This window comes from Rickettsia tillamookensis (assembly GCF_016743795.2).
GTDB classification, from domain to species: domain Bacteria; phylum Pseudomonadota; class Alphaproteobacteria; order Rickettsiales; family Rickettsiaceae; genus Rickettsia; species Rickettsia tillamookensis.
This window is the reverse complement of sequence record NZ_CP060138.2, coordinates 790,091-815,802: the sequence shown is the minus strand read 5'-3', so window position 1 is coordinate 815,802 and position 25,712 is coordinate 790,091. Positions and strand designations below refer to the sequence as shown.

Sequence of the window (25,712 nt, the reverse complement as noted above, 5' to 3'; positions counted from 1 at the left end):
CAAGTAATTATTAAAAAATTAACTATTATTTAATACCAAGGTGCGAGAGATAAGTTTATTTTAATTCCTTTAACTGTGATATCAGATTTTTTACAGGCAAGATATTTTTCTTCTCTGATTAAGGCGATTGCTTTATTACGATAACTTGAGCATATTACGCCTATTTTCTCGTTATCTGCGAGTATTTCTTCATCTTTAACTAATGAGAATAAATCTTCTTCCGACGTAACTTTATATATCTTTCTTCTTATAACCCCTTGATATTTAGCTCTTGAAATTACTTCCTGTCCAACATAACAGCCTTTGTCAAAACTAACTGCATTTAACTCCTCAGCACCATACATATTTGGAATAGATTTATCCATGATTAAATCTTCTACACCGTCTATTATTGCGAAATTATATTTATCTTCAAGGTATATTGTCATCCCGTGGCTTGACCACGGGATCTCGTAAATATTACTATGGATACCGCGGTCAAGCCGCGGTATGACACCGACCTCACTTATAGAACGAAAACCAAGCTTAGCATATCTCGGATCACGAGCTGTGACTAGCGTGTCTATATCTAATTTTTGAGGTGAGTAGACAATTTCATATTCTTCACTACAATCTATTATTTGTATTTTAGCACGAAATTTATAGAAGTTTAAATGATCTATCAAAGCTGCTTTACTACTTTTATCAATATCAAGGTAAATTTCTTCAAGACTTAGAACATACACAAAAAAATCAAATAGATACCTTCCTTGATTATTAAGCAAATAGGTATAGCAATACTTACTCTTACAAATATCATTAGTCACAAGATTTTGTAAGAATTTTCCCGAATCCACGCCTATTATTTTGATAATCTCTCTATTACTTAATATTTCATACATAATTATAATATTATTGACTTTATAGGTGCCTAACTACTATACTCTAAATTTATATAAATTAAACTTAATAATCATGAGATGTTCATCTTACTGTACTTCTTCCGAATATAAGATAAGTGATCTAGTTACTAATTTAAAAAAGATTGGTCTTGAGCCTCAACATTTTGACGATGTTTTATATATTCGGAAAGAGATAAATAAAGATTCTGATTTTATAGAGATATTTTTCTTTCCCTTTGGCTGCGTAACTATTTGGGGCGGCGATGAAATTCAAGAAAAAATAGTTTTAAGCGATACCGATTTAGTAACCGTGAACAAGCTTAAAGAGCCGGTATCCGATTATATTTATTTTGAATATAATACGGAAGTCGAAAAGACCTTTATTGATGAAGAGAAAAACAAAATAATTTTAGCGGATAAATCGGTTTTTGTTAAGCTCTCTATTTCTCATGCTCTTGCACAGTCGGTTAAACTTAGCGTTCTTGAGCAATCTGTTAGTAATTTAATTTCTCAAACTACTCCTATACAGCAGGAGTTAGCTAGAACCGGTAGCGTATCGCTTTCTAAAAAAGAGATATTGCAACAAATAGGTATATTATTTAGCGAACGTTATTCAATCAGTTTGCATAGCGATATATTCGATACTCCAGAATTCTTTTGGCGTCGTCCAAGCTATGAGCCTCTATATCTCATGACGGCAGCGTTTCAAGATATAGAAATACGACAAAATATAATGAATCATCGTCTTAATATGATTCACGAGCTTTTAGACATTCTATCAAACGACCTTAATTATAAACATTCTACTAAGCTTGAGTGGATTATTATTATTTTAATCGGTCTTGAAGTAGTCTTGTCGTTATCTCACACTAATCTTTTCTTAAAAATTATCGGAGCTTTATAATATATAGTAAATTAAATAGTATTAGGTGTGATTTATAGGAAATATTTTATTTTTTTAAGGATATAACGAATACCGCTAATGCTAACCCATTTACGGTATGAGATATGTTTTTAAAAAATTAAAAGATGATGTAGAAATTGCACCTAATACTATTTAATTTACTATAACTTTTATGCAAATTATTGATAATCAAAAAACATTAGAAGAATTTTGTAACAGGTTAGCAAATAAGACATGCTTAAGCATAGATACGGAATTTGAGCGTCGCTATACCTATTATGCTCAGCTTAGTATAATTCAAGTTAAAGCAGAAGAATATTGCGGAATAATTGATGGATTAAGCAATTTAGATCTGAATATTTTTAATAAGTTGCTTGCAGATAATAATATTACTAAAATATTTCATGCTCCTCGTGAAGATTTAGAGATTTTCTATAATTTATTTAAAACACTACCTTCTAATGTTTTTGATATACAAATTGCAGCAAATATTTGCGGATTCGGTAAACAGCTAAGCTATGATGACCTTTGTTATAAGCTAATTGGTATTACTATCGATAAAACCCACCAAAAATCTAACTGGCTAAAACGCCCTATCACAGTAGATATGTTAAATTATGCAATGTTAGATGTGGAGTATTTGTATAAGATATATAAAGAGCTAAATAATATAATTATTAGAAATAATTTAACTAATAAATATCAAACTACTCTTAGCTCTTTATTAGATGTTAAAAATTATAAGGTTGAGCCGAAAAATGCGTGGAAAAAAATAAAATATAGAAGTGATGATGAGAGTTTTAACCGTAAAATTCAAATGCTTGCAGCTTATCGTGAAGAGAATGCACAAACTATAAATATTCCTCGTAAGCATTTTATTTTAGATGAAGATTTAATAAAGCTTAGTAAATACCCGCCATTGAATCACAAGGATTTTAAAAATCTAAATTTAAAAAGCAAATATTTACACAAACAAAAATATAAAGATGGAATAATAAGTTTGTGTAATAACTTATAAGAAAAAAGCTACAAATCAAATAATTTGTAGCCTATATATGAATAGAAAAAAATTAGCCAACTAATGTAACTTGTATCTCACTATCTTGTACTACTTTGACATATTCATTGTATACATCATCAGCCAAGTTACTAAATGCCTGATCGAGGATAAGTGTCCCTACTCCTATCAATGCTAATTGAAAGCAAATATCTCTAGTCTGAGTATCGCCGGATACTTGTCCTGTTTCTAGCCAATTTCCAACTGCTTGTGCAAAAAAAGCAAGAGGTACACCGAACAATACGACAATTTTTTTTATTATATCAACCATATCTTATCCTATGTCATTCTCGCGTGGTATTTGTTGCGTGGCTCGTTGTATGTCATTCCCGCGGAGGCGGGAATCCAGTAATAAATATATAAAAACAAGTTTTTTATATATTTATTTTATCAAATTATGTAACCTCTGTATCAATATTGAAGTTATTTTCCTGGATTCCTGCTTTCGCAGGAATGACATAGAATAAAATCAAGTTTACGATCATGAGGTTCAACAGGAAAATTATCTATTAACTGCTCTTTTAAACAAACTCCGACAGCCAATATATTTCGGTTATTATTAAGATATCGGTCAAAATGTCCTTTGCCGTATCCAAGTCTGTAACCCTCATTGCTAAACGCACGCCCTGGGATAATAACTAACTCAGGAATAAAAAAATCATTATTTATAGGCTCATAGGTTTTAAAAGCCCCTAAAGCCAACTGATCGTTATAATTATAAGGACAATATTTTATCTCATTTTTTATAATTTTAGGTAGGAAGAATTTTATTTCAGGATGTAAATTTGTTATTTCAAGTAAGTTAATTTCGTATTTTAGAGGATAATAGAGACCGACATTTTGCACTTTTAACTCCTGTAATAATCGGCTAATTTTATTGATTAGGGAGTTTTTGACTAAGTCGGAATTAATCTTATCTTGGTTTTTTATTAAAAGATCTTTGAAATAAAGCCGCAGCTCTTGTTTGTTCATTATTAAGTAGTTTTATAGTTATACGAAGGTTAATTTCAAAAAGAGCAAGGAGTCTGCAAGGCGAGGAACGGAGCGTATACTTAATACGTGAGTACCGCAGAACTTGCTAGACGACGACGCCAATTTTTGAAATTAACCGAGTATAATCACATATTAATCGTCCTTTTATCCACACTAAGTGCTGCTTCTTTTATAGCTTCGCTTAAAGTCGGGTGGGCGTGGCAGGTTCTTGCTATATCTTCCGAAGCTGCTCCGAATTCCATATAAGCGGTAAGCTCGGCAATAAGCGTACCTGCATCAGCTCCTATAATATGAGCTCCTAAAACCCTATCGGTTTTACTATCGGCAAGAATTTTAACCATCCCTTCCGTACTACCGATTGCTCTTGCTCTACTATTTGCTAAAAACGGAAACTTACCTACTTTATAATTAATGCCTTTTTCTTTTAGCTGCTCTTCCGTTTCACCGACGCTTGCTACTTCAGGATAAGTATATATTACGCTTGGAATCAAGTTATAGTTAACATGCCCTGCTTGCCCTGCCATAATTTCCACGGCAGCTACAGCCTCTTCTTCGGCTTTGTGAGCAAGCATAGCTCCTTTTACCACATCACCGACTGCGTAAATATTTGAAATTGCTGTTTGGAACTGTTCATTAATCTCTATTCTACCTTGCTTATCTGTAATAATGCCGACAGACTCAAGCCCTAGATTTTGCGTATAGGCTTTTCTGCCTACTGCCATTAATACCACATCGCTAGTTACTACCGAACTCTTACCGCCCTCCTCTATTGTCAGATTTACTTTTCCTGACTTTACTTCAGCCAATAACACTTTGGTATTCAGCTTAAACTCTATCCCTTGCTTTTGCTGTAGCTTCATAAACTGCGTAGCAATTTCCTTATCAAGCATAGGCACAATGCTCGGTGCATACTCAATAACCGTTACTTTAGCACCTAAACGACGCCAAACCGAACCGAGTTCTAAGCCTATATATCCCCCCCCGACAACTATTAAGTTCTCAGGTACTTTAGAAAGCTTCAAAGCTCCGGTAGATGAAACTATAAACTCTTCGTCTATTTTAATATTCGGTATTTCTATCACGCTAGAACCTGTAGTAATGAGGATATTTTTAGCTTTAATTTGCTCTTTATTTACCTCAACAAGATTGCTAGAGATAATTTTAGCTTCCCCCTTAATCCTAGTAATCTTATTCTTAACAAATAAGCTTTCTATCCCTTTTGTAAGGTCAGAAACTACTTTATCTTTATTAGCGAGCATTTTTTGTAAGTCTAATTTTACATCTGTAGTAATACCTATACTCTCAAAATGCTTTAAAGCTTCCTCATATTTTTCGGAGGAATTAAGCAAAGCTTTCGACGGTATACATCCTATATTTAAACAAGTACCGCCGAGAGTATCATTTTTCTCGATACACGCTACTTTCATACCTAGCTGAGCAGCTCTAATACTACCTGTATAACCGGCCGGACCGCTACCTATTACCACTAAATCAAATTCTTGCATATTTTTACCTTATATTATCCTCTTGTTGTCATACCGTGGCTTGACCACGGTATCCAGAAAACAACTTAAAATACTAATAATTTAGCATTTTTAACTGGACCCCGTGGTCAAGCCACGGGGTGACAACAAAAAAGCCTAGATTCCTGCTTTTAGCTAGGAATGACATAAACCATACACCACTATCGCCTTTATAACAACTTTAATCTTATATTATTCTTATTTGGCGAAGCAATAAAACTAATTAAAGTAATATTATCTTCAAAACCGTTTGTATAATTTTGCAGTAAAGAAAACATCCTTTTAGAAATAGCGTAATTATGGCTAGCATTTAGTGAATTTGACTCACCGATATTTTTTACTTCTCTCATTAAAGCTAAAGGATTATCAAATTTTAGCTCTATATTTTCATAATCAACAATTACTTCGGCAAATCCTGCTTGTGATAATAGCATTGGGACATGGTCAAAATGAATAAATGGAGAAATATGAGGAGAATGTTTAAAACCACTTGCTATTTCGGCATCTATTAAGGATTTCCGTAAATTCTTTAAGCTATTTCCGCCGACAAAGTTACCTATGAAAATACCCTCAGGTTTTAAAAATTTTCTTATATTAGATAGAAAACTCTGCACATCGTTTATCCAATGTAATCCTAATGAATAAATAATTAAATCAAAGGAGTCGTTTGGAAATTCTAAATCTTCATCATCAATAGACATCTTTCCAAACTTCGCTTCTAGAGGTAATTTAGACGTCGATCCGGTACTCGCATCCTCACGTACTAGCGTGTACGCTGCGGTGCTGCGTTCCGTGTATCCTTTAAATTCCTCTCTATAAGCTGGTTTGGAAAGATGTCTAATTAATAATTTACGATCATGCTTAAATGAATCAAGCAATAAAGGTGACATATCCGTTGCAGTAATGTTGGCATTTCGGTAGGTAGTTTTTAACAATTTTGTAAGGTAACCGCATTTAGCCGATATTTCTAGAATATCCGAAAAATCCTTATCAATCATCCCTAATCGACTTATTATATCATTAGCTGCATACTTGATAAATAAGCTGTTACTTATCCCCTCTACTGCATTATTTCGATGATTTTTTAGCTTTAGTCTGTTGAATATATAATCCCTTCCATTTATCTTCTATCTTTTGACCTAAAGTGTTAGTCGGGAATCGAGAAATAAGATCTCCTCTTAACCAACTATTTTGAATAAGTTCTCTCTGTTTTGCAGTGCGAATATCATCCCCTTTAATTCTATCTAGCCCTTCAAAATTCTCTTGAATACCTACAACTATAGGTTTCGTATTTTTATTATTAGGCGATAAAGGTTCTAAACTCAACAGGCTTTTTTCTAAAGGATTTAAATCCGAAGTTAGATCCAAATGCTCTAAGCAGACAGGTTTTAGTTGTTTATCATTACTAGAAACTTTTTTTCTTTCTATCCCTGAAATATTGTTCTCGGTCTTATTAGATTCTCCTAGAGATTTATAACTACTTATACACAACAATACTAATATAAATTTCTTTAACATAAATAACCCTGTATATTATTATAGTTAATATAAATTAAATAATATATGAATCAAGTGCTGAAATAAATTAATTATTTCTAAAGATATTATCTTCGTATTTTTTTCTATAATATATTTTGTAATTCTCGTTTCTTATATCATTAAACCATTGATCTTGTTGTTTTTTAATATAATAATTTAGGGAATTAGATTTACTTTTACTAGTTTGGAAATTATCTTCACAAAATTTTAAAAAACCTGATATTAAAGTTTCTACTCCATTAGTCTCAGATTTTTTCTCAAGAAATTGCATAGAAAAATTAGTAGGATTATTATGTTTTAAATAAAATTGCTTATATTTCTCATGAATTTTATTTTCTTTTTTTATTTGTTGTTCTGAAAAAGATAATTTTTCCTCTAATAATTTATGAATTTCGGTACAGTCGCTCCAAGGTAATTCTATTGTTAGCTGCTCTTCCTGATATTCAAAATTATCTTGAATATTGTTAAGATCGGCATTTACTTTTACCGCACTTACTAATATTAAAAAGTAAATGAAAAGCTGGTATACGAAGTTCAACTTGAAAAAGAGCAAGGAATCCACAAGACGAGGAACGCAGCGTATACTTAATACGTGAGTACCGCAGTAATTGTAGGATGACGTAGCCAATTTTTTAAGTTCAACGAGTATACTCATAAAATTTAATTAATTTTAGCAGGAATCGGTACCATAATACTACTTCTGTATCTTTTATTGCCACTAAAAAGTGATTTTTTTTGAATTTTGTTATTATTTACCGGAATTGTATCTTCTAAAGCCTCTTCATTATTATTTAGATAACTATGTAAGGATGCTTTATAAAGAGCCATATTACTTGCTATTTTAACTACATCTTGCTTATATTTAAACCCTAAAGAATGAGTGGCTGAGTGGTAATGTGCTATAGCTTTGTACCAGCTTCCTAGCTGATCGTATTTTGAACGTAAAAATTCTGCACCATAACGAACATTATTATTTGGATCGAATGCCTGTTCAAGGGAATTAAAAGCCCCTAAATGATGTCTTAAGTTAATCTGCATACATCCGACATCAATACTCTCTCGCCCTTTTATAAGCTCTATTCTAACAAAACTTACGGCTTCTCTTTTCGTGTTAAAATAATAGCCTTTTCCTTCAACATTTACCGTCCAAGGCCATACTACTCTAATTTTACGGGTTGTATGTTTTTTTCCTGATTCTTTTAAAGCTATTGAATGTAACATATTAGATGGGATATTAAATTTTTTTTCAAAGTAAGGAAAAAGTTTTGAACATTTAAAGGATTCAGCTATTTCAGAATCAGCAATAGCCGGATTTGAAAAGAAGAGAAAGGATAATAATAGGAGTAGTATTGTTTTGCTGGATTGCCACGCTCCTTGTAGTCGTTCGCAATGACAATTTTGGCACAATTCCCAAACCATATCGGCAACGCTAAAATAACTTGAGTTACTAATTAAGATAAACTAGCCTATCATAACTTCTCTTATGAGGCAAGGGAAGTTATGAGATAAGAAACAAACAAGATTACTTATAAATCATTAGCATCACAATTATCTTTAGTAATACCTAATGTTTCTAATATTTGTTCAAGTTCTATTACTACAGGCTCTAACTCAGCTGACTTTTTATTAAAGTTAAAATTTTCTAAGATTAATGTTTCTTCATCTAAATTTGCAGCTCTAACCGCATTAAATCTTACGCCAACTTCTTTAAGCCATTGATATGTATTATTAACATCTTCATTATTTCTATAATAATCACTACAATCATTTAGTAGTATGTGAAATATTTCTGCTTTTAATGGATCGCTTTTAGTTACCGGTAAATTTTGAGCAGGTAACTCTAATATGTCCTTACCTTTTATAATAGCTTCATTATTATTTTTTGCTTCTTTTGAAACCTGCTCTAAGGACAACAAGCCTTGCCTTAACGCTATATTATCAATATTACTAGCTTCAATAAACTTTCTAATTTCGATAAGTATGCTCAAATAATCTGTCGTTTCTAGCGGTTTTACTGTATCTTTTTTTAATTTTTCAACCAATGACTCTTTCACAAAAATATATCCTTATTTAAATTTAAATCTTAAAAACCATGGAATATGGATTCTGAATTTTTGAAAACGGAAATATATAGAATTTGTAAAATTTTGTCAATAAAATATAAGATTTGTGTGTAGAAATTATTAATTATTTTTAAGAAGAAAGACAAGTATCATAACTTCCCTTATAAAGCAAAGAAAGTTATGATATTTAAGATTTGAAGACTTAATCTAAATCAAGATCAGCCTGTAAAGTATCGCCTAAAGAATCGACTTCATGGTTGTTTAAATTGCTTCCGGTAATTTCAAAATTTTCACTTCTAGAAAAGTTTTCTTCATACCATTTTATATATGTTTCTGCTGCTGTTTTTAATGGATTTAATGGTTCTCCACCAAACATAGAGCCTAATACTTGTAATGGATTACTTGTTCCTTCTGTTATTACTTTACAATATTCATATTTTAGAGCTTTACTTTCTTTATCTAATATAGGTAGTAAATCTTCTATAAATTCTGCTAAATTTTGAAACTCATCTGACTCTACAAATAAAGACTTACTTACAAAATTCAGAGAAGCATAATGACTACCTAATGATTTCGTAAGATTTCCTACTATTATGAGAAGTTCTTGTTTAATAAAGTGAGGCTTATTTAAAGCTTGATCTATTATCTCTGCATCTTCGGTTTCTAAGACTCTATTTATATATTCTTCACTGATTACTATTTTGTAATTTTTTATTAACTTATTGATTTCATTAATACTTTCTTTAACATTAAACTCTACTCTATTAGAGCTAGCGGTATTTGAACTAGTAGAAGGTTGTTCACCTAATTCTGCATTATTTAATATTGAACCGGCATGATTTTGCCATGCTTGATAATTTCCAGGTGTTGAAGTTGCTTTATTAGCGAGAGCTGTTGCTTGACTAAATAATGCTGCAAGCTGCTCAGAATTACTAAGGTCTATATATTGCGGCATTTCCGGCGGTGGAGTAAAATCGTTATGAGAAATATTTGATTCTTCTTCAAGAGATTCATCTTCAAATAACTCTTCTGTAGGCTCTATAGTAGCCCAACATACTGTCAATGTTTCAAGCTCATCATTAACAAATTCCTTATGTTTTGCAGCTGCATGTTTTACATTTTCATTATTTTTGTAATTATTTGGAATAGCGTATAAACCATATTCTCCTTTATTTGCTTCTTCTAATATAAGACTAAATATTTCTGATTTAATTTTATGGTTTTTTGTTTCTTGTAAATTGTTCTCTAGTAGTTTTAGTATCTGATCGCCTTGTGCTGCTCCTTTATTATTTTCCCAACCTCTTATTAAACTACAATAATCTATACCTGATGTTTTAGCATACTCTAACACTGCTTTTATAGCTTTCCATTGATTATTAGCTTTTTCATTTTCACCTTGCTGCTCATCTTTAATAGCATTCTCAGCCCATTTAGCAAGCTGAGCATAGGATGCTAGCTCCCCTACTGCATTAAATATGGATACATGTTTACCTGGATAATCTACTTTTGTAATTATTTCAGATAGATCAAATTTTTGAACTAATTTCGGTAATTCAACAAGAAATTCATCATAATATGGTTTGTCTAAACTCTATTCTCTTCCATTTTTCTTGATTTCGTTTATAGTCCCTTGATTAAAATTATACGGCGAGTATTTTTTCATAATTTGACCCCTATTTAAATTATTGGTTAAGTTTAAATTTAGAAACCATGAAATATGATATTTCTTAATTTTTATAAATATATTATACATTGCTCTATTAACATATGTCAATAAAAAACCACGAAACATGGTTTTATTTTTAAATTGTTAATTGACTGATTAAATAAAAACGTTTATTATTAGTCCGAATTAAATGTAATAAGTATATTTTATGAAAGTTGTTAGCTCATTAAAATCGTTAAAAAAACGTGATAAAGATTGTCAGATCGTGAAAAGAAGAGGCAAAATTTTTGTGATAAATAAGAAGAATAAAAGATTTAAAGCAAAACAAGGTTAATATTATGTATATTTTAAGAATTATTGTTTCATTTTTTCAGGGATTCGTATACTCACGTACTAAAATGTACGCTCCGTGTACTCACCCATCAAAATAAAATCTAATTCCTAAGAGGCCATCTGTAAATAAACTTTAACTTAGTAATTAAAGAGCTTTTTTAGCGAAAATTGATAAGATTTTTGAAGGAATATTGTTCATATTTCAAAAAAAAACTTACAATTTGCAGCAAAAAAGAATTAAATTACCGGTTAAAATTTATTTACAGATAGTCTCTAAATATACATAATATAATTAATAGCAAAATGGCCGGTCACTCAAAGTTTAAAAATATTCAGCATCGTAAAGGGGCTCAAGATAAAAAAAGAGCAAAAGTTTTCACTAAATTAATTCGTGAAATAGTTACTGCAGTTAAAACCGGCTCTTCTAATATCCCTGAAAATAATCCGCGTCTTAGAAACGCTTTAACCGCCGCACGCAGTCAAAATCTCCCAAAAGAAAGAATAGACAAAGCTATTAATAGTGCTGACGATGCTAATACCGAAAATTATACGGAAATTAGATATGAAGGTTATGCACCGAATGGTATTGCTATAATAGTTGAAGCTTTAACCGATAATAAAAACCGCACTGCTGCCGAAGTGCGTTCCGGTTTTACCAAATACGGTGGCAGCTTAGGTGAAACAGGTAGCGTTAATTATTTATTCAAACATTGCGGAGTTATTCAGTATCCAACAAACATAGCATCGAATGAAGATATTTTCGAGGCAGCAATAGAAGCCGGAGGGGATGATATCGTATCTGATGAAATATTTCATACAATCTATACGGATATCGAAAATTTTTCTAAAGTTCTAGAATTTTTAAACGTTAAATATGGCATACCTGAAGACTCTTATATAGGCTGGATTCCCTTAAATACTATAATCATAGACGATAAAGAAAAAGCTGAAAAATTACTAAAGCTTGTGGAAGTTTTAGAAGAAAGCGACGATGTGCAAAGAGTTTTCGGGAATTATGAATTATCTGATGATGTTTACGAAATAATACAAGGAGAACAATGACTTATAACAATGCAAATTATCAAATAATTATTTTAGCAGCCGGTAAAGGTACTAGAATAGAGTCCGATTTACCGAAAGTAATGCATAAAGTCGGCGGAGTTCCAATGCTTGAAACGGTATTAAAGAATTCGCTTAACGTCACCAATGATGTAATTATAGTTTATTCAGAAGAACTTAAAAAACATTTAACGCCCTATGAAAATATGTGTCGCTTTGTACTGCAAGAAGAACCTAAAGGCACAGCTCATGCTACTTATGCAGCAATAGATTTAATTGATAAAAATAAAACAATATTAGTTTTATACGGTGATCATCCTCTTATTACTCCAAAACTTATGTATGAATTAATAGATTACTTAAGCCTTACTAATTCTGCATTAGTTACTTTAAGCTTTGAGAGAGCAAATCCGGCTCAATATGGAAGAATAGCTACTGATAAAAATGGCGAATTCTTAGAGATAATCGAACATAAAAACGCAAGTGAAGAAGAGAAGAAAATAAAGCTCTGTAATTCAGGGATTATGGCTTTCAGCAGCGGAATTTTAAATAAATACTTACCTTTATTTGCTACTAATACTAACGGTAATAAGGAAGTTTATTTAACTGAAATAGTAAAAATATGTAAAAATCACGGTGAAAAAGTTTCATATTTATTATCAGATGATCATGATTTAATTGTTGGTGTTAATACTAAAAATGAGCTAGAGGAAGCCAATAATATTTTTTCTAAGAATAATTGTTAACGTTGCCCGCATGGGTGCCAAATCGTCATTGCGAGGAGCGAAGCGACGTGGCAATCTTGTAAAGCATCCTGAGATTGCATACGTACAATTACTACGTAATTTTTCTTGCAATGACAGAAAACCGGTCCACGCAGGCAATACCACGCAAACAACACTAAAAATTTTGGAGAGATGGCCGAGCGGTTTAAGGCGCACGCCTGGAAAGCGTGTTCACGGCAACGTGTCGGGGGTTCGAATCCCCCTCTCTCCGCCAGTCTGGACAGTTAGCCAATTCTTGTAGTTTATCGAACGGGAAAGCCAAGGAGTAATCAAGGTTTCCGCCTTTCAAATTTAGGTTCGCAAATACAAAATTTAAAAATTCCCTTTTTTCGGCAATTGTCGAACCTTTAAAAGTTTCATACGCATTTGTCATTATATTTATAAAGTCTAAAAGCTTTTTAAAAAGCTTATCGTCTGCTAATTACCTCATATTGATAGTCTTTTAATTTCTATTTTTACTTTTATAATAAAAATAGTTGTATATTCATATTACTTTCTCTATTATAGCCGTAATTTTATAAGTTACAATTATATACCTAATAATCAATTAAGTTATGGCTCATAAAGATTTATCGCATTTGACTCAAAAACAGCTCGAAGATCTAATAAAACGTTACTATGATAATGAAAAAGTAGATAATTTGTTAAAAGAATTTAACATTAACATATCTCCCAATAGTTTAGTTAATTTATTTCCACTTATTCCACATCATGAATTATTCTGTAAATATTGCCAAGATACAAATTTAGTTATTAGGCTAAAGAGTAGAAATTATAAATATTATGGTGAAAATGGTTTTGATCTATTTTGTCCTATGTGTAATCATAACGATAACTCTAGTTGTTCATGTGATAATTGCAAGAAAGCTATAAAACAGCAAAAGCAAATTAAAGAAGAAGAAAAAAGAAACCTTATAAAAGAGAAATATTATTATGATTATATTAAAACCGGCTTGAAAAATATCCCAATTGAAGAATTAACTTTAAAAGACGCCTTATATTTGTTAAGTGTAGTATCGCATTCTGGTTCTGAAAATTTTGAATTTATAGAGCCGTTTTCTAATAACCCTTCTATCCCTGATTTAACGCCTGATAGAGAACTGACTAATAGGATTATAAATCATTTATGTAATAAAGGTCTTATAGTAATTAGTCCTTCAAGTCCTCTTGATGCTTTTGAGTTTGATGCAGAAAAAAAGCTGCAGATATATTCCATAGAAAAAATAATATGGGAACTTTTACCGTCTATGAATATTAAGGAAAAACAACAATATTTAGACGATGTAAAAAATCTTGTTAAAGGTGAGTGGTCTTCTTCATGGAAAGACGATATTGCTGAGATGTGGAAACAAATTACTAGCTATGAATGTATAGAATATTTTAAATATTTATTAGCTAAAAGAGGTTTTACTTTAAATGAGCCTGTTGGAGACAAAACTATGAATACTTTTATAGGTTTATTAAAGAATTTTTCGGTAGGACAAATATTTAATTTATCGTGGCGGGCAGTTAGCCAAACGAATGATTATATTTCTGCAGAAGGAATAAATTACACACATGGAAGAAATATGTTTATCGGTAGCATTCAAAGAAAGGCCGATAAAGCAATTGCAGAAAGTTGGACAACAACAAATGGTAGAAGAGATTTTAATCTTCCACAAACTATAATAAGTTCCACTTTTTTTAATACATTTTTAGAATTAGGGAATGAGTATTTTGAAAATATTATGCCGACAGAGTATAATAAATAAATTTCTGTTGTAAAACTATAAAGAAGTTATGGTAAAATTTCTTGAAGTTTTAGTCCTTTATATATACTTCCAAGTATCGCACAATCACCTTTTGGTAAAAAATTAAAGGGTATATAGCTAATTAAGGCTTCTAAACTAAAATCAAAATCCATATTATTGTACAATTGAACCTCTACTACATTCATATTATATTTGTCTATTTGTTTATCCTGAATATATTTTTTGAAAAAATTTTTTGCTTCATCGTCTGTCTTTGCTTCAATAATAATTTGTTCGTAATAACTGACATATCCTATTTTTTTAGGATTAACTTCTGCATTGATAATCCATCTTTTAAGATTTTTTATATTTGATAAGTGAAAACGATAAGCGATATAGAAAAATTTTGCTGTGATAAATTGAAATAATTTTAAAATTAAAGCTATTATCGTTAAAATAAAAAAGCTATTTTCAAAAGAAGGGTAAAAAATATAACACCATAAAAACTCTCCTAACCATAATATAAATGTAGCACCAACCATTATCCATAAAACGCCTATATCTGTACGTTGTTTATCTTTAAATTTATCTATTAGAAAAAAGAAAAACCAATAGGCGATTGTCCCACCTACTATAAAACTCCAAAGTCCAATATCACTAAGCGATCCTCTAATACCCCATTCAATGCGATCCCAATATACAATAGTTGGTTTATCATCAGTTATAGTAAACCCAATATGCTCAAAAATTTCATCTAATAAAGTCTTTATGTGAAAAGCAATTATAATACAACTAACTCCAAAAAAATTTTGTATAATGTCAGATTTAATAATATGTTTAAAATTAAATCTGATAAGTAGATTTATTGCTAAAAGTATTAAAATTGCTAGATGAAAATACATATCTTCTTTTGTTTAATTATTTAAATATAACAAACTATTTATATTACTATAAGTTTCCTTTAATTATAATACGTAAACTATAAATAACAAAATTTTATTATCTATCTTTAGCTATCTCTTTTGCTTCTTTCCAAAGTTTCAGCATAAATTCTATGGATTGTCCTTGTAGATTTGGCAAATTATGCTTTTCAGTAAGCATTTTTATTGCTTTCATACGTTTGCTAAATTTCTCATTTGTTTTGCTTAGCGTTTCTTCTACATCGTACTTTAAAAAAATACATAGCGAAATTGCCGTATGGAGTAAATCGCCTATTTCTTCCTGCACTCTTTCCGGAGATTCGACATCGTCAATAGCCTCTTTTATCTCTCTGCATTCATCTATTGCCTGCTCTAAAATCATTTCATGATCAGGCCAATCAAAACCATAGCTTCGTGCATCTTTCTCAAGCAGAATTAAAGTTTGCAGGGGATTTCTAGTATTTAAATCTTTAACCATATAAACCATATTCCACTCATAATTTTGCGGCTTTAAATTAAATAAAGGTTTAAAACCGCAAGCTTCATAAAATTTATAAGTCTTAAGATAATTCTCATCCGATTCTTTTAAGGCAAGCGTCTCAATAGTTAAAGTTTCTGCTTTCTTTTCTTGTGCATAGATACTTGCTGCCTCGATAAGCTTTTTGCCGAGTCCCAAATTTTGATATTCTCGTAAAATAGCCATCCAATAAATATTTCCATTATTAGGATAAGGAAATTCTAAACTTAGTAAGCCTACATATTTTCTTTCTATTTTTATTGCAAAATTGATACGAGAACGAATCCCTAAAGCATATTGCTCATTACATTCAGGTAAACCGAAATACTCAGGTAAATCAACTGTAAGCTTGCGGCATAAATCTTCAGCAAGTTCCGGTGATATTTTTTCTATTTTCATACTCTACAATATTTTTCCTAAATCTATATAATTTTTCTGTACCGAAACATCGTTAAATTCCATATCAATATATCCTAATTTACGATAAAAAGATTCGGCATTTAATCTTGCGTGCATTTTTAGTATTTTGATATTTCTTTGTTTTAACCATTTCTCTAAAAGTTTCATTGTATATTTACCGAATCCTTGGTTTTGATGAGGCTTATCTACTGCAAGTGACCTTAGTGCCGATCCATTTTCATTTAAAAATTCTATATGAGCAGTTGCAACGATTTTAACTCCTTTATATAGCACAAAATGATAATGATTTTCTGTCGTTATAGTTGGATGGTTAGAGTCATATTTTACATTTATAGTATCAAAAATTTGCTCAGCTCGTATACGATGATATTCTTTCCACTCGTTATAATGCGTGCAACGCATAAGTTTAATGGAGTTAGCGATTAAGTTCATAAAATATATTTGTTCAACAGTTAACTATAATATATATTGAAATTAAAATTTTAAATGATTTTATGAAAATATTTAATAGTTATCGTGATTCGATTTTCATCAAAGATCATGTTAAATCAAAGCATATTATAGCAGGCGATTATTCTTATTATTCAGGTTATTATCACGGCACTGCTTTTGATGATTGTGTTATGTACTTAGATGCAGAGGATAATCGCTATAAGTCTGATGAAATTGATAAGCTTATTATCGGTAAATTTTGTTCAATTGCTACCGGCGTTAAATTTATGATGGGTGGAACGCAAGGACATAATTATAATTGGATAGCATCTTACCCCCTTGATTCTTTTGATGAAGATTTTGACAATTATGAAACCGTTCCACCAAAAGCTTATAGACTTAAAGGTGATACTGTTCTTGGTAATGATGTTTGGATAGGTGCCGAAAGTATGGTTATGCCAGGGGTTAAAATTGCCGATGGTGCGATAGTAGGAGCAAGGAGTTTAGTAACAAAAAATATCAAGGCTTATGAAATTTGGGGAGGTAATCCTGCCAAATTAATTAAAAAGCGTTTTTCCGATGATGATATAACAAAATTATTGCAAATTAAATGGTGGAATTGGAACGTTGACAAGATAAAGCAAAATCTATCGTTGTTACGTAATTCTGATGTAGAGGCTTTATGGAAGAAATTTGCTACGGATTTATAACAAATTTTAATTCATACGATTTAATAATGCTTGTTTGTTTTTTGTTACGGTATTACGACAGGCTAGTTAATAAATTAATGTCATTGCGAGGAAAAATTGAAAATTTTGACGAAGCAATCTAAATGATTTTATATATTAATTTAACTTGATTATAGTAAGAATTCATGATTTAATTGATTAAAATAATTAAAATGGTCAATTTATATGGAGCAATTAAATGCAACTGAAGCAAAGCGAGAATTTGGGGAATTGCTTATTAAAGCTCAAACTGAGCCTATTAGTATTATTAAAAACGGTAAGCCTGTAGCGGTAATTATTTCTAATAAAGAATTTCAGGAGCTTGAAGCCTTTAAAGAACAAATATTAAAAATGGCTCTCGCAGAAGGTATAGATGATTTAAGTAAAGGTAAGATTCATTCGCATAAAAGTGTTTTTGATAGTATAAGTAGAAAGATTAATAAGTAAATTAAGTTTATTAGTATGTCATTCCTGCGAAAGCAGGAATCCAGCATAAAGCGAGATAAATCGAGCTTTTAACTTTAAAAATTTGCTATATTTAGACTTTTTTTTGGATTCCTGCTTTCGCAGGAATGACATTAAAATATTTTCCTTGTACTATAGAACAAAAGCTACTACATACAGTATGCACCACAATTTTCCAATTCCTAAATTAAAATAAATGATAAAACTTTTCAAAATTCTATTCTTAAGCTTAATTTATTTATCTTATAACTGTTTTGCTGAAATTATTCCTACTAATGATTTCAAGGTAATAGAGGAGCATGTAAACAAAGCCGACAAAGATACTTTAGTTATTTTTGATAAAGAACTAACTAAACAGCTAAAAGAGAAATATTCAAAAGATGAACTTACATATTTATATAGCTGCGTTTTTGAAAGGCGGACAGTTAAGCCGGTTAATTCAAATATGAAAGGATTAATCAAAAACTTAGAACAACGAAATATCCCGGCAATTGCTTTAAGTGGGTGGTGGACAGGAAAGTACGGTAAAATAGCTGAAATGGAAAACCTCAGATTTGTCGGTTTAAAACAAGTAGATATTTCTTTTATCAATACCTCACCTTTTAAAGAAGATATGATTTTTCCGGAATTGAAAAATAAAAGTGGTACTCCTATGTTAAAATCAGGAGTTATTTTAACGGCTCTTGCAGATAAAGGGTTAGTACTGAAAGCGGCTCTTGAAAAATCTAATTTACATTTTAAAAAGATTATTTTTATTGATGATGATTTAGAATATCTTAAATCAGTTGAAAAAATTTGTCATGAGTTAAATATTGATTTTCAAGGTGTTCATTACGGAGCTGCTAAAATAGCCACCTTACCTATTCTTGATAGAGAAAAAGAACAATTACGCTATGAGATACTCGAAAAGGAACATATTTGGCTTTTAGATAAAGAGCTAGAAGAAAGATTTAAGAATTATGAGTCAACTTAGGCTCTTTGATGACCAAATAATTATTCCGGACCTAAAATATATTGCAGAATATATAACAATAGAACAAGAATATAAATTAATAAAATTAATAGATAGCCAACCATGGATTACTGAATTAAAGCGTAGAGTCCAGCATTATGGTTATAAATATGATTATAAAAGCCGCTCTATAAATCAATCTTATTATTTAGGTGCTTTGCCTAAATGGTTACAAGTTCTATGCGAGACATTTTATAAGCAAAATATTTTTTATGAACTTCCAAATCAAGTAATTATAAATGAGTATATGCCGGGGCAAGGTATAGCCTCTCATATTGATTGTATACCTTGCTTTTCAGATACTATATGCTCGCTCAGCTTAGGCGGAAGTTGCATTATGGAGTTAACAAATGATAAAGCGAAATATTCTATTACGCTTAAACCTAGAAGTTTATTAATTCTTAAAAATGAAGCAAGATATAAATGGGAGCATGGGATTGCAGCTAGAAAGAGTGATAATAAAATAGCTCGTAATAGACGTATATCTTTGACTTTTAGAAAGGTTATTTTGTAAAAAATAAGATACAATATATTGTAATTATGACCACCATTATCTACTTAATAGGTAAAGCCGGAACCGGTAAATATACTATAGCGAAAGAGCTTAGCAAAAGCGGTTATGTTATATGCGATAATCAGTTAATTAATAATCCTATTTTTGCTTTACTTGAATATGACGGATTTAAGAAGATTCCAGAATTTGCATGGGATACAATTGGGCGTATTAGAGATAATGTTTTTAAGTTTATCGTGCAAGAACCTTTTAATAATTATATATTAACCAATGTCTTAGAAGATAATCAAGGTGATCATAAGCTTTTTAAGCAAGTAGAAAATATGGCATTGCGGCGTGACTCTCTTTTTGTACCTGTAAAACTACTTATTTCAGAAGAGGAAAATAATAAACGAATACAAAACCCCGATAGAGCTTTGCGTTATAAATCTTTGAGTATTGAAGGAAATGCAGAGTTAATTAATATCTCACATCCTCATTTGTTAGAGATAGATGTTAGTGATCTAACAGCAAATGCTGTAGCTGAGAGAATTTTAGAGCATACAAATAAATTGAGTAAATGAGTAATATTTTAGATCAAAAATCATACTATGATTTAATTGAGCAATTAAAGTTAGAAATCACACAAACCAGGATTCGTGCTCACTTAAGTGTAAATAAAGAACTGATAAAATTATATTGGAATATAGGTTTTCAAATAATTAAACGTCAAAAGCTTGAGAAATGGGGAGCAAAAGTTATAGAAAATATTTCTAAAGACTTATTAAAAGAATTTCCTGAAATGAAAGGATTATCTTATCAAAATATTTCGTATATGAGGCAATTTGCAGAAGAATATCAAGAACAGCAAATCCTCCAACAAGCTGTTGGAGAAATTCCTTGGGGACATAATATATAGTAAAAGAAGTTGAATTATGTTCAGTTTATACATTATCTTTTAATTTTTTAAAAACATATATCATGCTGTAAATGGGTAAAAACACAAAGAGACAAAGGATAATTATGAGTAGTGTAAATATTAGTTTAGCAACTCCTGATAATATTACAAATATTATATCTTTGATGGCTCAACTTGGCTATCCTTCTAGTTCAGAAGAATTAACAGCACGTTTTAAGAATTTTATAAATAGTGATGGGTATGGTGTTGCCATAGCTAGTTTAGATAATAAAATAGTTGGATTTATTGCTTGGTCTAAATCGCTGCTTTTTGTTTCAAATAAAACTAGGATTCACATTGAAGCATTAATTGTTGATGAAAATTATCGTGGGAGGCAAATAGGTAAAAAGCTTATGGAATATTTAGAAGAAATAGCAGAAAAGTATAGCCCTGTAATTATCGATCTTGTATCTGGTACTCGCAGAGTAAAAGATGGCACTCATATATTTTATGAAAAACTTGGTTATCATAATTCCGGAGAAATGGCTAAATTATATTTAAGAAAAGAGTTATGAATAATAGACTTATAAAAAATATACATTTAATCCCTGCTGCACTCGCTGATTACCCTCTAATTCAAAATATGGGGCGGTTTTATGTATATGATATGTCACGCTATTGTGGTTTTGAATCTGATGAATATGATTGGGCATTGCCTCAGGATGGTTTATATGAAGCTGCTGATTATAAAAAATATTTTAAGGAAGCCGATAGGAAAGCCTACTTGGTTAAAGTGCAGCAAGAAATAGCAGGTTTTGTATTACTTAATAAGGTTGGAACGCATGATAAAATCGATTGGAATATGGCTGAGCTTTTTATTATAGCAAGATTTCAAAATAAAGGAGTAGGACGAGAAGTAGCACGACAAATTTGGCAAATGTATCAAGGGTTATGGGAGGTGACAGCTATCCCTGAAAATAAACCGGCAATAAAGTTTTGGCGTAATACTATAAATGCGTTTACAAAAGGCAATTATCAAGAAGAAACTAAGCTTATTTCTATAAGAGATTACAAAGCTGAAAGAGTTGTTTTTGAGTTTAATACTGAGATATTATAAATAACCACTACCCCCTTATCTCTGCTTTTGCTAAATCCTTTAAAGTGCGTGATCCGGTGCATAGCATGGTAATTTTAAGCTGCTCTATTATTAATTGTATCTCTTCGGAAACCGAGCTTTCTGAAATATCCGCCGCTTTTAAAAATTGACCGGCAAGCCCGAAAATACTTGCTCCCATACGAATTGCTTTTGCTCCGTCAATACCGGACTTTAGTCCGCCACTAGCAATAATCGGAATATTTCCTGAAACTTCCCTTACCATTTTGAGAGAATCTAAAGTCGGAATTCCCCAATTGATAAAGCTACTAGCTATACGATTTTGCAACGAATTTGTAGCACGATAAGCCTCAACTTGACTCCAAGACGTTCCACCGCTCCCTGCAATATCGAGAACTTTAACTCCTACATCAATAAGGCTCTGAGCAACTTGTTTAGATAAACCATATCCTACTTCTTTAACAATTACCGGGACAGAGAGGTAATTAACCAATTCTCTTATCTTAGGTATAAGATTTTCCCAATTTCTATTACCTTCAGGCTGCGTTAGCTCCTGTAACACATTCAGATGCAGGATTAAGGCATCGGCTTTAACGGCATCAACTAAATACTGACATTCTTTTGGTGTCACTCCATAATTAAGCTGCCCTGCACCGATATTGGCTAGTAAGGGGATATCGGGAGCTATATGCCTTACTGCAAATGTTTTGAGCGTATCCGGCTTCGTTAATAAAACACGCATAGAGCCAAGTCCCATAGCAATTCCGGCTTTTTGAGCGGCCCCTGCAAGCCTATAGTTAATATCGCTAGCTCTAGTCGTTCCTCCGGTCATACTAGAAATTAGAATAGGTGCTTGCAAAGATTTTCCAAGAAAAGTAGTAGTAGTATCTATGCTATCGTAGTTAATTTCCGGTAATGCGTTGTGAATAAATTGAATAGATTCAAAACCGCTTTTAAGTGTAGATTCAACGTTTTTTGTAAGATTAATTTCAATATGATCTTGCTTTCTTTCTATGTCTAAATTCTGATCTTTTGGCATTTTACTCACTAATTCTTTTTGCTGTACTAATCTATATTAATATCTATCTTCTGTGAAGAAAAATATATTTGAGATTGTCTTAAAAAAGTGATTTTATTGTCATTCCTGCTTTCGCAGGAATGACATCGAAGTATTAGGCTATCCCAAGCAACTCTTTTTAACAATTCCATATATTTCTTTGACTATTTACATATAACCCCTAATATATAATTAATATATTAAAATAAATCTATGAGTAACAATACTGATTTAGTGGATCAAAGTCTAATAGGCACATTTGGATATTTTGGATTGCAAAAAATGCAAATGGATAAGGTAAATTATTATTTAATACATACAGGGTGTAATCATCCTTTATGGAATATGATTGTACTGCCTGATAAAGTGAATGTAAGCCAAATGGATAAAATGGAAGAAGTGTTTAAACTAAATGCTTTACCGTTTGCTTGGTGGGTTGATGAAAAGAATCTATCTTCTGAAATGCTTGAGCGTTTTCAAAAAGGTAAATATACCGATTTTAGTGACGCAGGAATGGTTTGTGAGCTTAAAGATTATCATGAACAAAATATAGATAATAAAAATATTAGAATTATTACAGAAATGGAAGAATATAAGGAATGGGTTAAGGTGCTAGCTCAGGGCTTTGGGTTTAGTGATGACGTTTGTGATGTTTATATAGATAAGCTATCAAAATTTATTGGAGATAATAAAGTCTTTATTCCGCTTGCAGCATATGAAGAAAATAAAATTGTTGCAACTGCCTCTATAACTTTTGCAAATGGCATAGCAGGTTTTTATCATGACTCAACGATGCCAGAATATAGAAATCGAGGTCTTGCAAGCGATTTACATAGGGCTAGGTTTAAAATATTAAAAGAAATGGGAGTAGATAAGGCAATAATTCAAACTTCACCGATGGCAACTTCGCTTGCTGAAAAACTAGGCTTTAAGAAATATACAAATTATAAGATATATTGCCAAAGTTAGTGGGTTAATTCCTTAAGCATTAACATATTCTTATTCTCTTGAATTATTTTAAATCCTGCTTTTTTATAAGTTTTAATAGCAGAGATATTTTTTCTATCAGGATCAACTAAAACATGAGTATATTGCTTATCTATAAAATGTTCTAAAAAATTTTTTAGAGCAAGTAGCCCAATTCCTTTGTTTAAGTATTCAGCTTCGCCTAAAAAGAAATCGATTGCCGCAAGTTTTGAAGGTAAGTTTATTAATGGGCTTGAGCGTTCAAAATCGTAAGCATTATAAATTTGGATATATCCTATAGGAGTACGGTCTGCTTCTATAATATAAGCTTGTATATTTTTAGGTTTATTATTTTCTAGCTTATACCCCTTAATATAGCTTAAGTATTTTTGTTCGATTAATTCTAAACTCCATTTTATATCCTCGTCCCACCATAGCTTTACATGCGGCATTTCTAACCATTTTAAAAGAAGCAAAAAATGAGAAGTAGAAAGCGGGGTAAAGTTTATGTTCATATTAGGCTCTGTGAAGTTTTACTGCTTTACTATATAGTTAGTTATAAATTCTCTACTGATCTTATTAAATTTTTTAGTTGATCAAAAAACAACCATACTTCTTGTTTAAACCAATCTAACCATTGTGCTTCTGAGATGGGATATTCAGAAATGCGAGCAAGACCTATAAAAGTTTTTAGTTTTACAAGAAGATAAGCAATTCTTAAACTGATAAACTCTGCTTCATGGGTACGTATTTCTTTTAGTATGATTTGCTCACATTCATTAAATATAGAGAGCTTTTCTACGATAATCTGTTTTATAGGTTCACGATTCATAATATAGCCTAGCGGAGAGTATATAATTTTGCTTTTGGAAGTCATGTCAATTGCATCAAGGATTAAACCATGCAAAACTTCTATAGCTTTATTGATTTCCTGATTTTTAAACTTAATATTTTCTTTAGGTTCTATTTGATGTAAGTTTTTAAAACGTAACGGTAGACTATACCCTACCCCTCTTGTGTTCAAGATTATATCATCTAAATTTGGATGAAATTGTGCAATAAACAATCTGATTTCTGATAATCTACGATGCATACGCATCAAGTCAGAAATAATGAGATGGTGCTGCTTTAGAATTTCGGTAATTTGTTCATAAGGTAACGGTATAGGATGTTTGCTAAACATTTCATATAGTACTGAGGCCATATAAGGCTTAAGTCTTGTTTCTTTTACTTGGTCATTTATTTCAATGCGTAAGATAAGGTTATCCGCATCAATCGTTATAACGTTTTGATTTTTAGTATCTACAAGCGATATGAACTTCATGTCACCTCATATGAAATACGAACAATATTATTTTTAATTTTAACTTTGCCGATAAGTGTCTTACCAATTTCAGCAATAGAAGATAAATGCGTACCACCGCAAGGCACCGGTGCCATATCACCTATTCGCATAACCCGAAACTTTTTATTTTCCAGAATAATATAAGGAAGCTTATAAAATTGTTGCTCAAAAGAAGCAGGATCAGTTTCAAAAATTTCTGTTTTATTATTTTTAGCTATAGTTTGATCAATTGTATTTTGAATTTGCATTACATCCACCGGCTCATCACCTTGAAATTCAACATAAGCCTCTCCAGGAAAAGAATGACCTTTAACGGCTTTAAGCATAGGATAAAGTATCTCTACAATATTTCCAAGTAAATGTGCAGCAGTGTGATATCTGCTATTTAACATCCGCCTATTGTTATCTACCAAGCAATTAACTACAGAATTTATCGAAATTTCGTTTGATGCTGCACTTATATAATGGCGAATCTCTGTACCGACTTGACGTACTAGAGTAACACTCACCTCAAAATAATCATTTTGAATCACTCCTTGGTCTGAAGGTTGCCCGCCGCCTTGAGGATAAAATATAGTTTGATCCAATATTATAAATTTTCCCTTTTCATCTTCGCCATAATTTAAAATAGAGGCTTTAGATTCAAATAGATATGTATTGTTTAAATATAATTGTATAGTCATATAGATATATCTTTACTGCATGTTCATTTTATATCTATATTATTATTCAAAAAAATTTGGATGAATATTACTAAATTATCCTTAAAATAGCATATAATACATAATTTATCCTTATATTATCCTAATTTT

Annotated in this window: 32 protein-coding genes, 1 tRNA gene and 1 pseudogene; 16 read left to right on the top strand and 18 right to left on the bottom strand. The window is 31.1% G+C overall.

Translation table 11 applies throughout. The features are described 5' to 3' along the window. Positions 1–29: 29 nt before the first annotated feature. Positions 30–881 (bottom strand): CAF17-like 4Fe-4S cluster assembly/insertion protein YgfZ, encoded by an 852-nt coding sequence (ygfZ, locus tag H6P87_RS03990; RefSeq protein ID WP_202068372.1) that lies wholly within the window; start codon positions 879–881, stop codon positions 30–32. A gap of 112 nt (positions 882–993) precedes the next feature. On the opposite strand from ygfZ, the gene H6P87_RS03985 reads away from it, so the two are divergent. Then, complete coding sequence (locus H6P87_RS03985) at positions 994–1,785, top strand: RMD1 family protein (protein WP_202070118.1); 792 nt, start codon at positions 994–996, stop codon at positions 1,783–1,785. Between the two features lie 172 nt (positions 1,786–1,957). Next, on the top strand, positions 1,958–2,803 hold the full coding sequence (locus tag H6P87_RS03980) for a ribonuclease D (protein WP_202068370.1): 846 nt from the start codon (positions 1,958–1,960) through the stop codon (positions 2,801–2,803). Between the two features lie 52 nt (positions 2,804–2,855). Here H6P87_RS03980 and H6P87_RS03975 read toward each other — a convergent pair whose 3' ends face one another. The 9 genes from H6P87_RS03975 to H6P87_RS03935 form a co-directional block, all read right to left on the bottom strand. Then, complete coding sequence (locus tag H6P87_RS03975) at positions 2,856–3,113, bottom strand: hypothetical protein (RefSeq protein WP_246437699.1); 258 nt, start codon at positions 3,111–3,113, stop codon at positions 2,856–2,858. Positions 3,114–3,265: 152 nt separating this feature from the next. Next, a complete protein-coding gene (locus H6P87_RS03970) occupies positions 3,266–3,814 on the bottom strand; it encodes a 5-formyltetrahydrofolate cyclo-ligase (protein WP_202068369.1) in 549 nt (182 codons plus the stop codon). Positions 3,815–3,960: 146 nt separating this feature from the next. Next, positions 3,961–5,340, bottom strand: a complete 1,380-nt coding sequence (gene lpdA, locus H6P87_RS03965; protein WP_202068367.1) for a dihydrolipoyl dehydrogenase — start codon at positions 5,338–5,340, stop codon at positions 3,961–3,963. 188 nt (positions 5,341–5,528) lie between these two features. Continuing rightward, positions 5,529–6,356, bottom strand: a complete 828-nt coding sequence (locus H6P87_RS03960) for a palindromic element RPE1 domain-containing protein (protein ID WP_202068365.1) — start codon at positions 6,354–6,356, stop codon at positions 5,529–5,531. Between the two features lie 70 nt (positions 6,357–6,426). Then, positions 6,427–6,876, bottom strand: coding sequence for a hypothetical protein (locus tag H6P87_RS03955; RefSeq protein WP_202068360.1), 450 nt, complete (start codon positions 6,874–6,876; stop codon positions 6,427–6,429). Between the two features lie 67 nt (positions 6,877–6,943). Then, positions 6,944–7,435, bottom strand: coding sequence for a DUF2532 domain-containing protein (locus tag H6P87_RS03950; protein ID WP_246437697.1), 492 nt, complete (start codon positions 7,433–7,435; stop codon positions 6,944–6,946). Between the two features lie 122 nt (positions 7,436–7,557). Next, on the bottom strand, positions 7,558–8,316 hold the full coding sequence (locus tag H6P87_RS03945) for a lytic transglycosylase domain-containing protein (RefSeq protein ID WP_202068358.1): 759 nt from the start codon (positions 8,314–8,316) through the stop codon (positions 7,558–7,560). Positions 8,317–8,423: 107 nt separating this feature from the next. Next, on the bottom strand, positions 8,424–8,951 hold the full coding sequence (locus tag H6P87_RS03940) for a hypothetical protein (RefSeq protein ID WP_246437695.1): 528 nt from the start codon (positions 8,949–8,951) through the stop codon (positions 8,424–8,426). A 211-nt stretch (positions 8,952–9,162) separates the two neighbouring features. Continuing rightward, positions 9,163–10,311, bottom strand: coding sequence for a hypothetical protein (locus H6P87_RS03935; protein WP_246437693.1), 1,149 nt, complete (start codon positions 10,309–10,311; stop codon positions 9,163–9,165). A 523-nt stretch (positions 10,312–10,834) separates the two neighbouring features. On the opposite strand from H6P87_RS03935, the gene ykgO reads away from it, so the two are divergent. From ykgO to H6P87_RS03910, 5 genes are all read left to right on the top strand, one after another. After that, entirely contained in the window at positions 10,835–10,960 is a 126-nt protein-coding gene (gene ykgO, locus H6P87_RS03930) for a type B 50S ribosomal protein L36 (protein ID WP_004998227.1), read from the top strand. Between the two features lie 302 nt (positions 10,961–11,262). Further along, complete coding sequence (locus tag H6P87_RS03925; protein ID WP_202068356.1) at positions 11,263–12,021, top strand: YebC/PmpR family DNA-binding transcriptional regulator; 759 nt, start codon at positions 11,263–11,265, stop codon at positions 12,019–12,021. Next, complete coding sequence (locus tag H6P87_RS03920) at positions 12,018–12,764, top strand: sugar phosphate nucleotidyltransferase (protein WP_202068354.1); 747 nt, start codon at positions 12,018–12,020, stop codon at positions 12,762–12,764. The genes H6P87_RS03925 and H6P87_RS03920 overlap by 4 nt, the downstream gene beginning before the upstream one ends. Before the next feature lie 165 nt (positions 12,765–12,929). Next, positions 12,930–13,017 (top strand) — tRNA-Ser (locus H6P87_RS03915). Positions 13,018–13,357: 340 nt separating this feature from the next. Next, positions 13,358–14,554 (top strand): hypothetical protein, encoded by a 1,197-nt coding sequence (locus tag H6P87_RS03910; RefSeq protein ID WP_246437690.1) that lies wholly within the window; start codon positions 13,358–13,360, stop codon positions 14,552–14,554. Positions 14,555–14,580: 26 nt separating this feature from the next. Here the strand turns inward: H6P87_RS03910 and H6P87_RS03905 are convergent, their stop codons facing one another. From H6P87_RS03905 to H6P87_RS03895, 4 genes and pseudogenes are all read right to left on the bottom strand, one after another. Further along, positions 14,581–15,435 carry a hypothetical protein gene (locus H6P87_RS03905; protein WP_202068349.1) on the bottom strand — a complete coding sequence of 285 codons (855 nt, stop codon included), beginning with the start codon at positions 15,433–15,435 and terminating at the stop codon, positions 14,581–14,583. 97 nt (positions 15,436–15,532) lie between these two features. Further along, positions 15,533–15,835 (bottom strand): MazG nucleotide pyrophosphohydrolase domain-containing protein, encoded by a 303-nt coding sequence (locus H6P87_RS07340; protein ID WP_338050470.1) that lies wholly within the window; start codon positions 15,833–15,835, stop codon positions 15,533–15,535. Positions 15,836–16,033: 198 nt separating this feature from the next. Beyond that, positions 16,034–16,369: pseudogene (locus tag H6P87_RS07335) on the bottom strand (GNAT family N-acetyltransferase); the annotation flags it as partial. Positions 16,370–16,372: 3 nt separating this feature from the next. Continuing rightward, positions 16,373–16,792, bottom strand: a complete 420-nt coding sequence (locus H6P87_RS03895) for a GNAT family N-acetyltransferase (protein ID WP_202070114.1) — start codon at positions 16,790–16,792, stop codon at positions 16,373–16,375. 92 nt (positions 16,793–16,884) lie between these two features. Between H6P87_RS03895 and H6P87_RS03890 the strand changes: the two genes are divergently transcribed. The 8 genes from H6P87_RS03890 (at position 16,885) to H6P87_RS03855 (ending at position 21,535) form a co-directional block, all read left to right on the top strand. Continuing rightward, positions 16,885–17,532, top strand: a complete 648-nt coding sequence (locus H6P87_RS03890) for a CatB-related O-acetyltransferase (RefSeq protein WP_202068345.1) — start codon at positions 16,885–16,887, stop codon at positions 17,530–17,532. A 204-nt stretch (positions 17,533–17,736) separates the two neighbouring features. Next, a complete protein-coding gene (locus tag H6P87_RS03885) occupies positions 17,737–17,997 on the top strand; it encodes a type II toxin-antitoxin system Phd/YefM family antitoxin (protein WP_202068343.1) in 261 nt (86 codons plus the stop codon). 214 nt (positions 17,998–18,211) lie between these two features. After that, entirely contained in the window at positions 18,212–18,988 is a 777-nt protein-coding gene (locus tag H6P87_RS03880) for a DUF2608 domain-containing protein (RefSeq protein WP_202068341.1), read from the top strand. After that, the gene (locus tag H6P87_RS03875; RefSeq protein ID WP_202068335.1) at positions 18,975–19,541 is read left to right on the top strand and encodes an alpha-ketoglutarate-dependent dioxygenase AlkB; all 567 of its coding nucleotides are present in this window, start codon (positions 18,975–18,977) and stop codon (positions 19,539–19,541) included. Before H6P87_RS03880 ends, H6P87_RS03875 begins: the two co-directional genes overlap by 14 nt. A 323-nt stretch (positions 19,542–19,864) precedes the next feature. Then, entirely contained in the window at positions 19,865–20,104 is a 240-nt protein-coding gene (locus H6P87_RS07330; protein ID WP_202070113.1) for a hypothetical protein, read from the top strand. Beyond that, entirely contained in the window at positions 20,101–20,439 is a 339-nt protein-coding gene (locus H6P87_RS03865) for a DUF1016 N-terminal domain-containing protein (RefSeq protein ID WP_202068333.1), read from the top strand. The genes H6P87_RS07330 and H6P87_RS03865 overlap by 4 nt, the downstream gene beginning before the upstream one ends. A 104-nt stretch (positions 20,440–20,543) precedes the next feature. Then, on the top strand, positions 20,544–20,993 hold the full coding sequence (locus H6P87_RS03860; protein WP_202068331.1) for a GNAT family N-acetyltransferase: 450 nt from the start codon (positions 20,544–20,546) through the stop codon (positions 20,991–20,993). Next, positions 20,990–21,535 carry a GNAT family N-acetyltransferase gene (locus tag H6P87_RS03855; RefSeq protein WP_246437686.1) on the top strand — a complete coding sequence of 182 codons (546 nt, stop codon included), beginning with the start codon at positions 20,990–20,992 and terminating at the stop codon, positions 21,533–21,535. The genes H6P87_RS03860 and H6P87_RS03855 overlap by 4 nt, the downstream gene beginning before the upstream one ends. A gap of 7 nt (positions 21,536–21,542) precedes the next feature. Here the strand turns inward: H6P87_RS03855 and fni are convergent, their stop codons facing one another. After that, positions 21,543–22,571 carry a type 2 isopentenyl-diphosphate Delta-isomerase gene (gene fni / locus H6P87_RS03850; protein WP_202068329.1) on the bottom strand — a complete coding sequence of 343 codons (1,029 nt, stop codon included), beginning with the start codon at positions 22,569–22,571 and terminating at the stop codon, positions 21,543–21,545. Between the two features lie 231 nt (positions 22,572–22,802). Here fni and H6P87_RS03845 point away from each other — a divergent pair, with 231 nt between their 5' ends. Further along, positions 22,803–23,558, top strand: coding sequence for a GNAT family N-acetyltransferase (locus tag H6P87_RS03845; protein ID WP_246437684.1), 756 nt, complete (start codon positions 22,803–22,805; stop codon positions 23,556–23,558). On the opposite strand, the gene H6P87_RS03840 is transcribed toward H6P87_RS03845, so the two are convergent. Genes H6P87_RS03840 through H6P87_RS03830 form a run of 3 tightly spaced genes read right to left on the bottom strand, consistent with a single transcriptional unit; the run spans position 23,555 to position 25,583 of the window. Then, the gene (locus H6P87_RS03840) at positions 23,555–24,070 is read right to left on the bottom strand and encodes a GNAT family N-acetyltransferase (protein WP_202068327.1); all 516 of its coding nucleotides are present in this window, start codon (positions 24,068–24,070) and stop codon (positions 23,555–23,557) included. The two genes, H6P87_RS03845 and H6P87_RS03840, sit on opposite strands and share 4 nt — an antisense overlap. Before the next feature lie 41 nt (positions 24,071–24,111). Then, positions 24,112–24,879 carry a hypothetical protein gene (locus H6P87_RS03835; RefSeq protein ID WP_202068325.1) on the bottom strand — a complete coding sequence of 256 codons (768 nt, stop codon included), beginning with the start codon at positions 24,877–24,879 and terminating at the stop codon, positions 24,112–24,114. After that, positions 24,876–25,583 carry an alanine--tRNA ligase-related protein gene (locus H6P87_RS03830; RefSeq protein ID WP_202068323.1) on the bottom strand — a complete coding sequence of 236 codons (708 nt, stop codon included), beginning with the start codon at positions 25,581–25,583 and terminating at the stop codon, positions 24,876–24,878. The genes H6P87_RS03835 and H6P87_RS03830 overlap by 4 nt, the downstream gene beginning before the upstream one ends. Positions 25,584–25,712 lie beyond the last annotated feature (129 nt).

What these genes read in the sequence shown, in the direction of transcription:
- ygfZ (WP_202068372.1), bottom strand. Translation starts at nt 881, where the DNA reads ATGTATGAAATATTAAGTAATAGAGAGATTATCAAAATAATAGGCGTG.
- H6P87_RS03980 (WP_202068370.1), top strand. Translation starts at nt 1,958, where the DNA reads ATGCAAATTATTGATAATCAAAAAACATTAGAAGAATTTTGTAACAGG.
- H6P87_RS03975 (WP_246437699.1), bottom strand. Translation starts at nt 3,113, where the DNA reads ATGGTTGATATAATAAAAAAAATTGTCGTATTGTTCGGTGTACCTCTT.
- H6P87_RS03970 (WP_202068369.1), bottom strand. Translation starts at nt 3,814, where the DNA reads ATGAACAAACAAGAGCTGCGGCTTTATTTCAAAGATCTTTTAATAAAA.
- lpdA (WP_202068367.1), bottom strand. Translation starts at nt 5,340, where the DNA reads ATGCAAGAATTTGATTTAGTGGTAATAGGTAGCGGTCCGGCCGGTTAT.
- H6P87_RS03960 (WP_202068365.1), bottom strand. Translation starts at nt 6,356, where the DNA reads ATGATTGATAAGGATTTTTCGGATATTCTAGAAATATCGGCTAAATGC.
- H6P87_RS03955 (WP_202068360.1), bottom strand. Translation starts at nt 6,876, where the DNA reads ATGTTAAAGAAATTTATATTAGTATTGTTGTGTATAAGTAGTTATAAA.
- H6P87_RS03945 (WP_202068358.1), bottom strand. Translation starts at nt 8,316, where the DNA reads ATGGTTTGGGAATTGTGCCAAAATTGTCATTGCGAACGACTACAAGGA.
- ykgO (WP_004998227.1), top strand. Translation starts at nt 10,835, where the DNA reads ATGAAAGTTGTTAGCTCATTAAAATCGTTAAAAAAACGTGATAAAGAT.
- H6P87_RS03925 (WP_202068356.1), top strand. Translation starts at nt 11,263, where the DNA reads ATGGCCGGTCACTCAAAGTTTAAAAATATTCAGCATCGTAAAGGGGCT.
- H6P87_RS03920 (WP_202068354.1), top strand. Translation starts at nt 12,018, where the DNA reads ATGACTTATAACAATGCAAATTATCAAATAATTATTTTAGCAGCCGGT.
- H6P87_RS03910 (WP_246437690.1), top strand. Translation starts at nt 13,358, where the DNA reads ATGGCTCATAAAGATTTATCGCATTTGACTCAAAAACAGCTCGAAGAT.
- H6P87_RS03905 (WP_202068349.1), bottom strand. Translation starts at nt 15,435, where the DNA reads ATGTATTTTCATCTAGCAATTTTAATACTTTTAGCAATAAATCTACTT.
- H6P87_RS07340 (WP_338050470.1), bottom strand. Translation starts at nt 15,835, where the DNA reads ATGATTTTAGAGCAGGCAATAGATGAATGCAGAGAGATAAAAGAGGCT.
- H6P87_RS03895 (WP_202070114.1), bottom strand. Translation starts at nt 16,792, where the DNA reads ATGCGTTGCACGCATTATAACGAGTGGAAAGAATATCATCGTATACGA.
- H6P87_RS03890 (WP_202068345.1), top strand. Translation starts at nt 16,885, where the DNA reads ATGAAAATATTTAATAGTTATCGTGATTCGATTTTCATCAAAGATCAT.
- H6P87_RS03885 (WP_202068343.1), top strand. Translation starts at nt 17,737, where the DNA reads ATGGAGCAATTAAATGCAACTGAAGCAAAGCGAGAATTTGGGGAATTG.
- H6P87_RS03880 (WP_202068341.1), top strand. Translation starts at nt 18,212, where the DNA reads ATGATAAAACTTTTCAAAATTCTATTCTTAAGCTTAATTTATTTATCT.
- H6P87_RS03875 (WP_202068335.1), top strand. Translation starts at nt 18,975, where the DNA reads ATGAGTCAACTTAGGCTCTTTGATGACCAAATAATTATTCCGGACCTA.
- H6P87_RS07330 (WP_202070113.1), top strand. Translation starts at nt 19,865, where the DNA reads ATGGCATTGCGGCGTGACTCTCTTTTTGTACCTGTAAAACTACTTATT.
- H6P87_RS03865 (WP_202068333.1), top strand. Translation starts at nt 20,101, where the DNA reads ATGAGTAATATTTTAGATCAAAAATCATACTATGATTTAATTGAGCAA.
- H6P87_RS03860 (WP_202068331.1), top strand. Translation starts at nt 20,544, where the DNA reads ATGAGTAGTGTAAATATTAGTTTAGCAACTCCTGATAATATTACAAAT.
- H6P87_RS03855 (WP_246437686.1), top strand. Translation starts at nt 20,990, where the DNA reads ATGAATAATAGACTTATAAAAAATATACATTTAATCCCTGCTGCACTC.
- fni (WP_202068329.1), bottom strand. Translation starts at nt 22,571, where the DNA reads ATGCCAAAAGATCAGAATTTAGACATAGAAAGAAAGCAAGATCATATT.
- H6P87_RS03845 (WP_246437684.1), top strand. Translation starts at nt 22,803, where the DNA reads ATGAGTAACAATACTGATTTAGTGGATCAAAGTCTAATAGGCACATTT.
- H6P87_RS03840 (WP_202068327.1), bottom strand. Translation starts at nt 24,070, where the DNA reads ATGAACATAAACTTTACCCCGCTTTCTACTTCTCATTTTTTGCTTCTT.
- H6P87_RS03835 (WP_202068325.1), bottom strand. Translation starts at nt 24,879, where the DNA reads ATGAAGTTCATATCGCTTGTAGATACTAAAAATCAAAACGTTATAACG.
- H6P87_RS03830 (WP_202068323.1), bottom strand. Translation starts at nt 25,583, where the DNA reads ATGACTATACAATTATATTTAAACAATACATATCTATTTGAATCTAAA.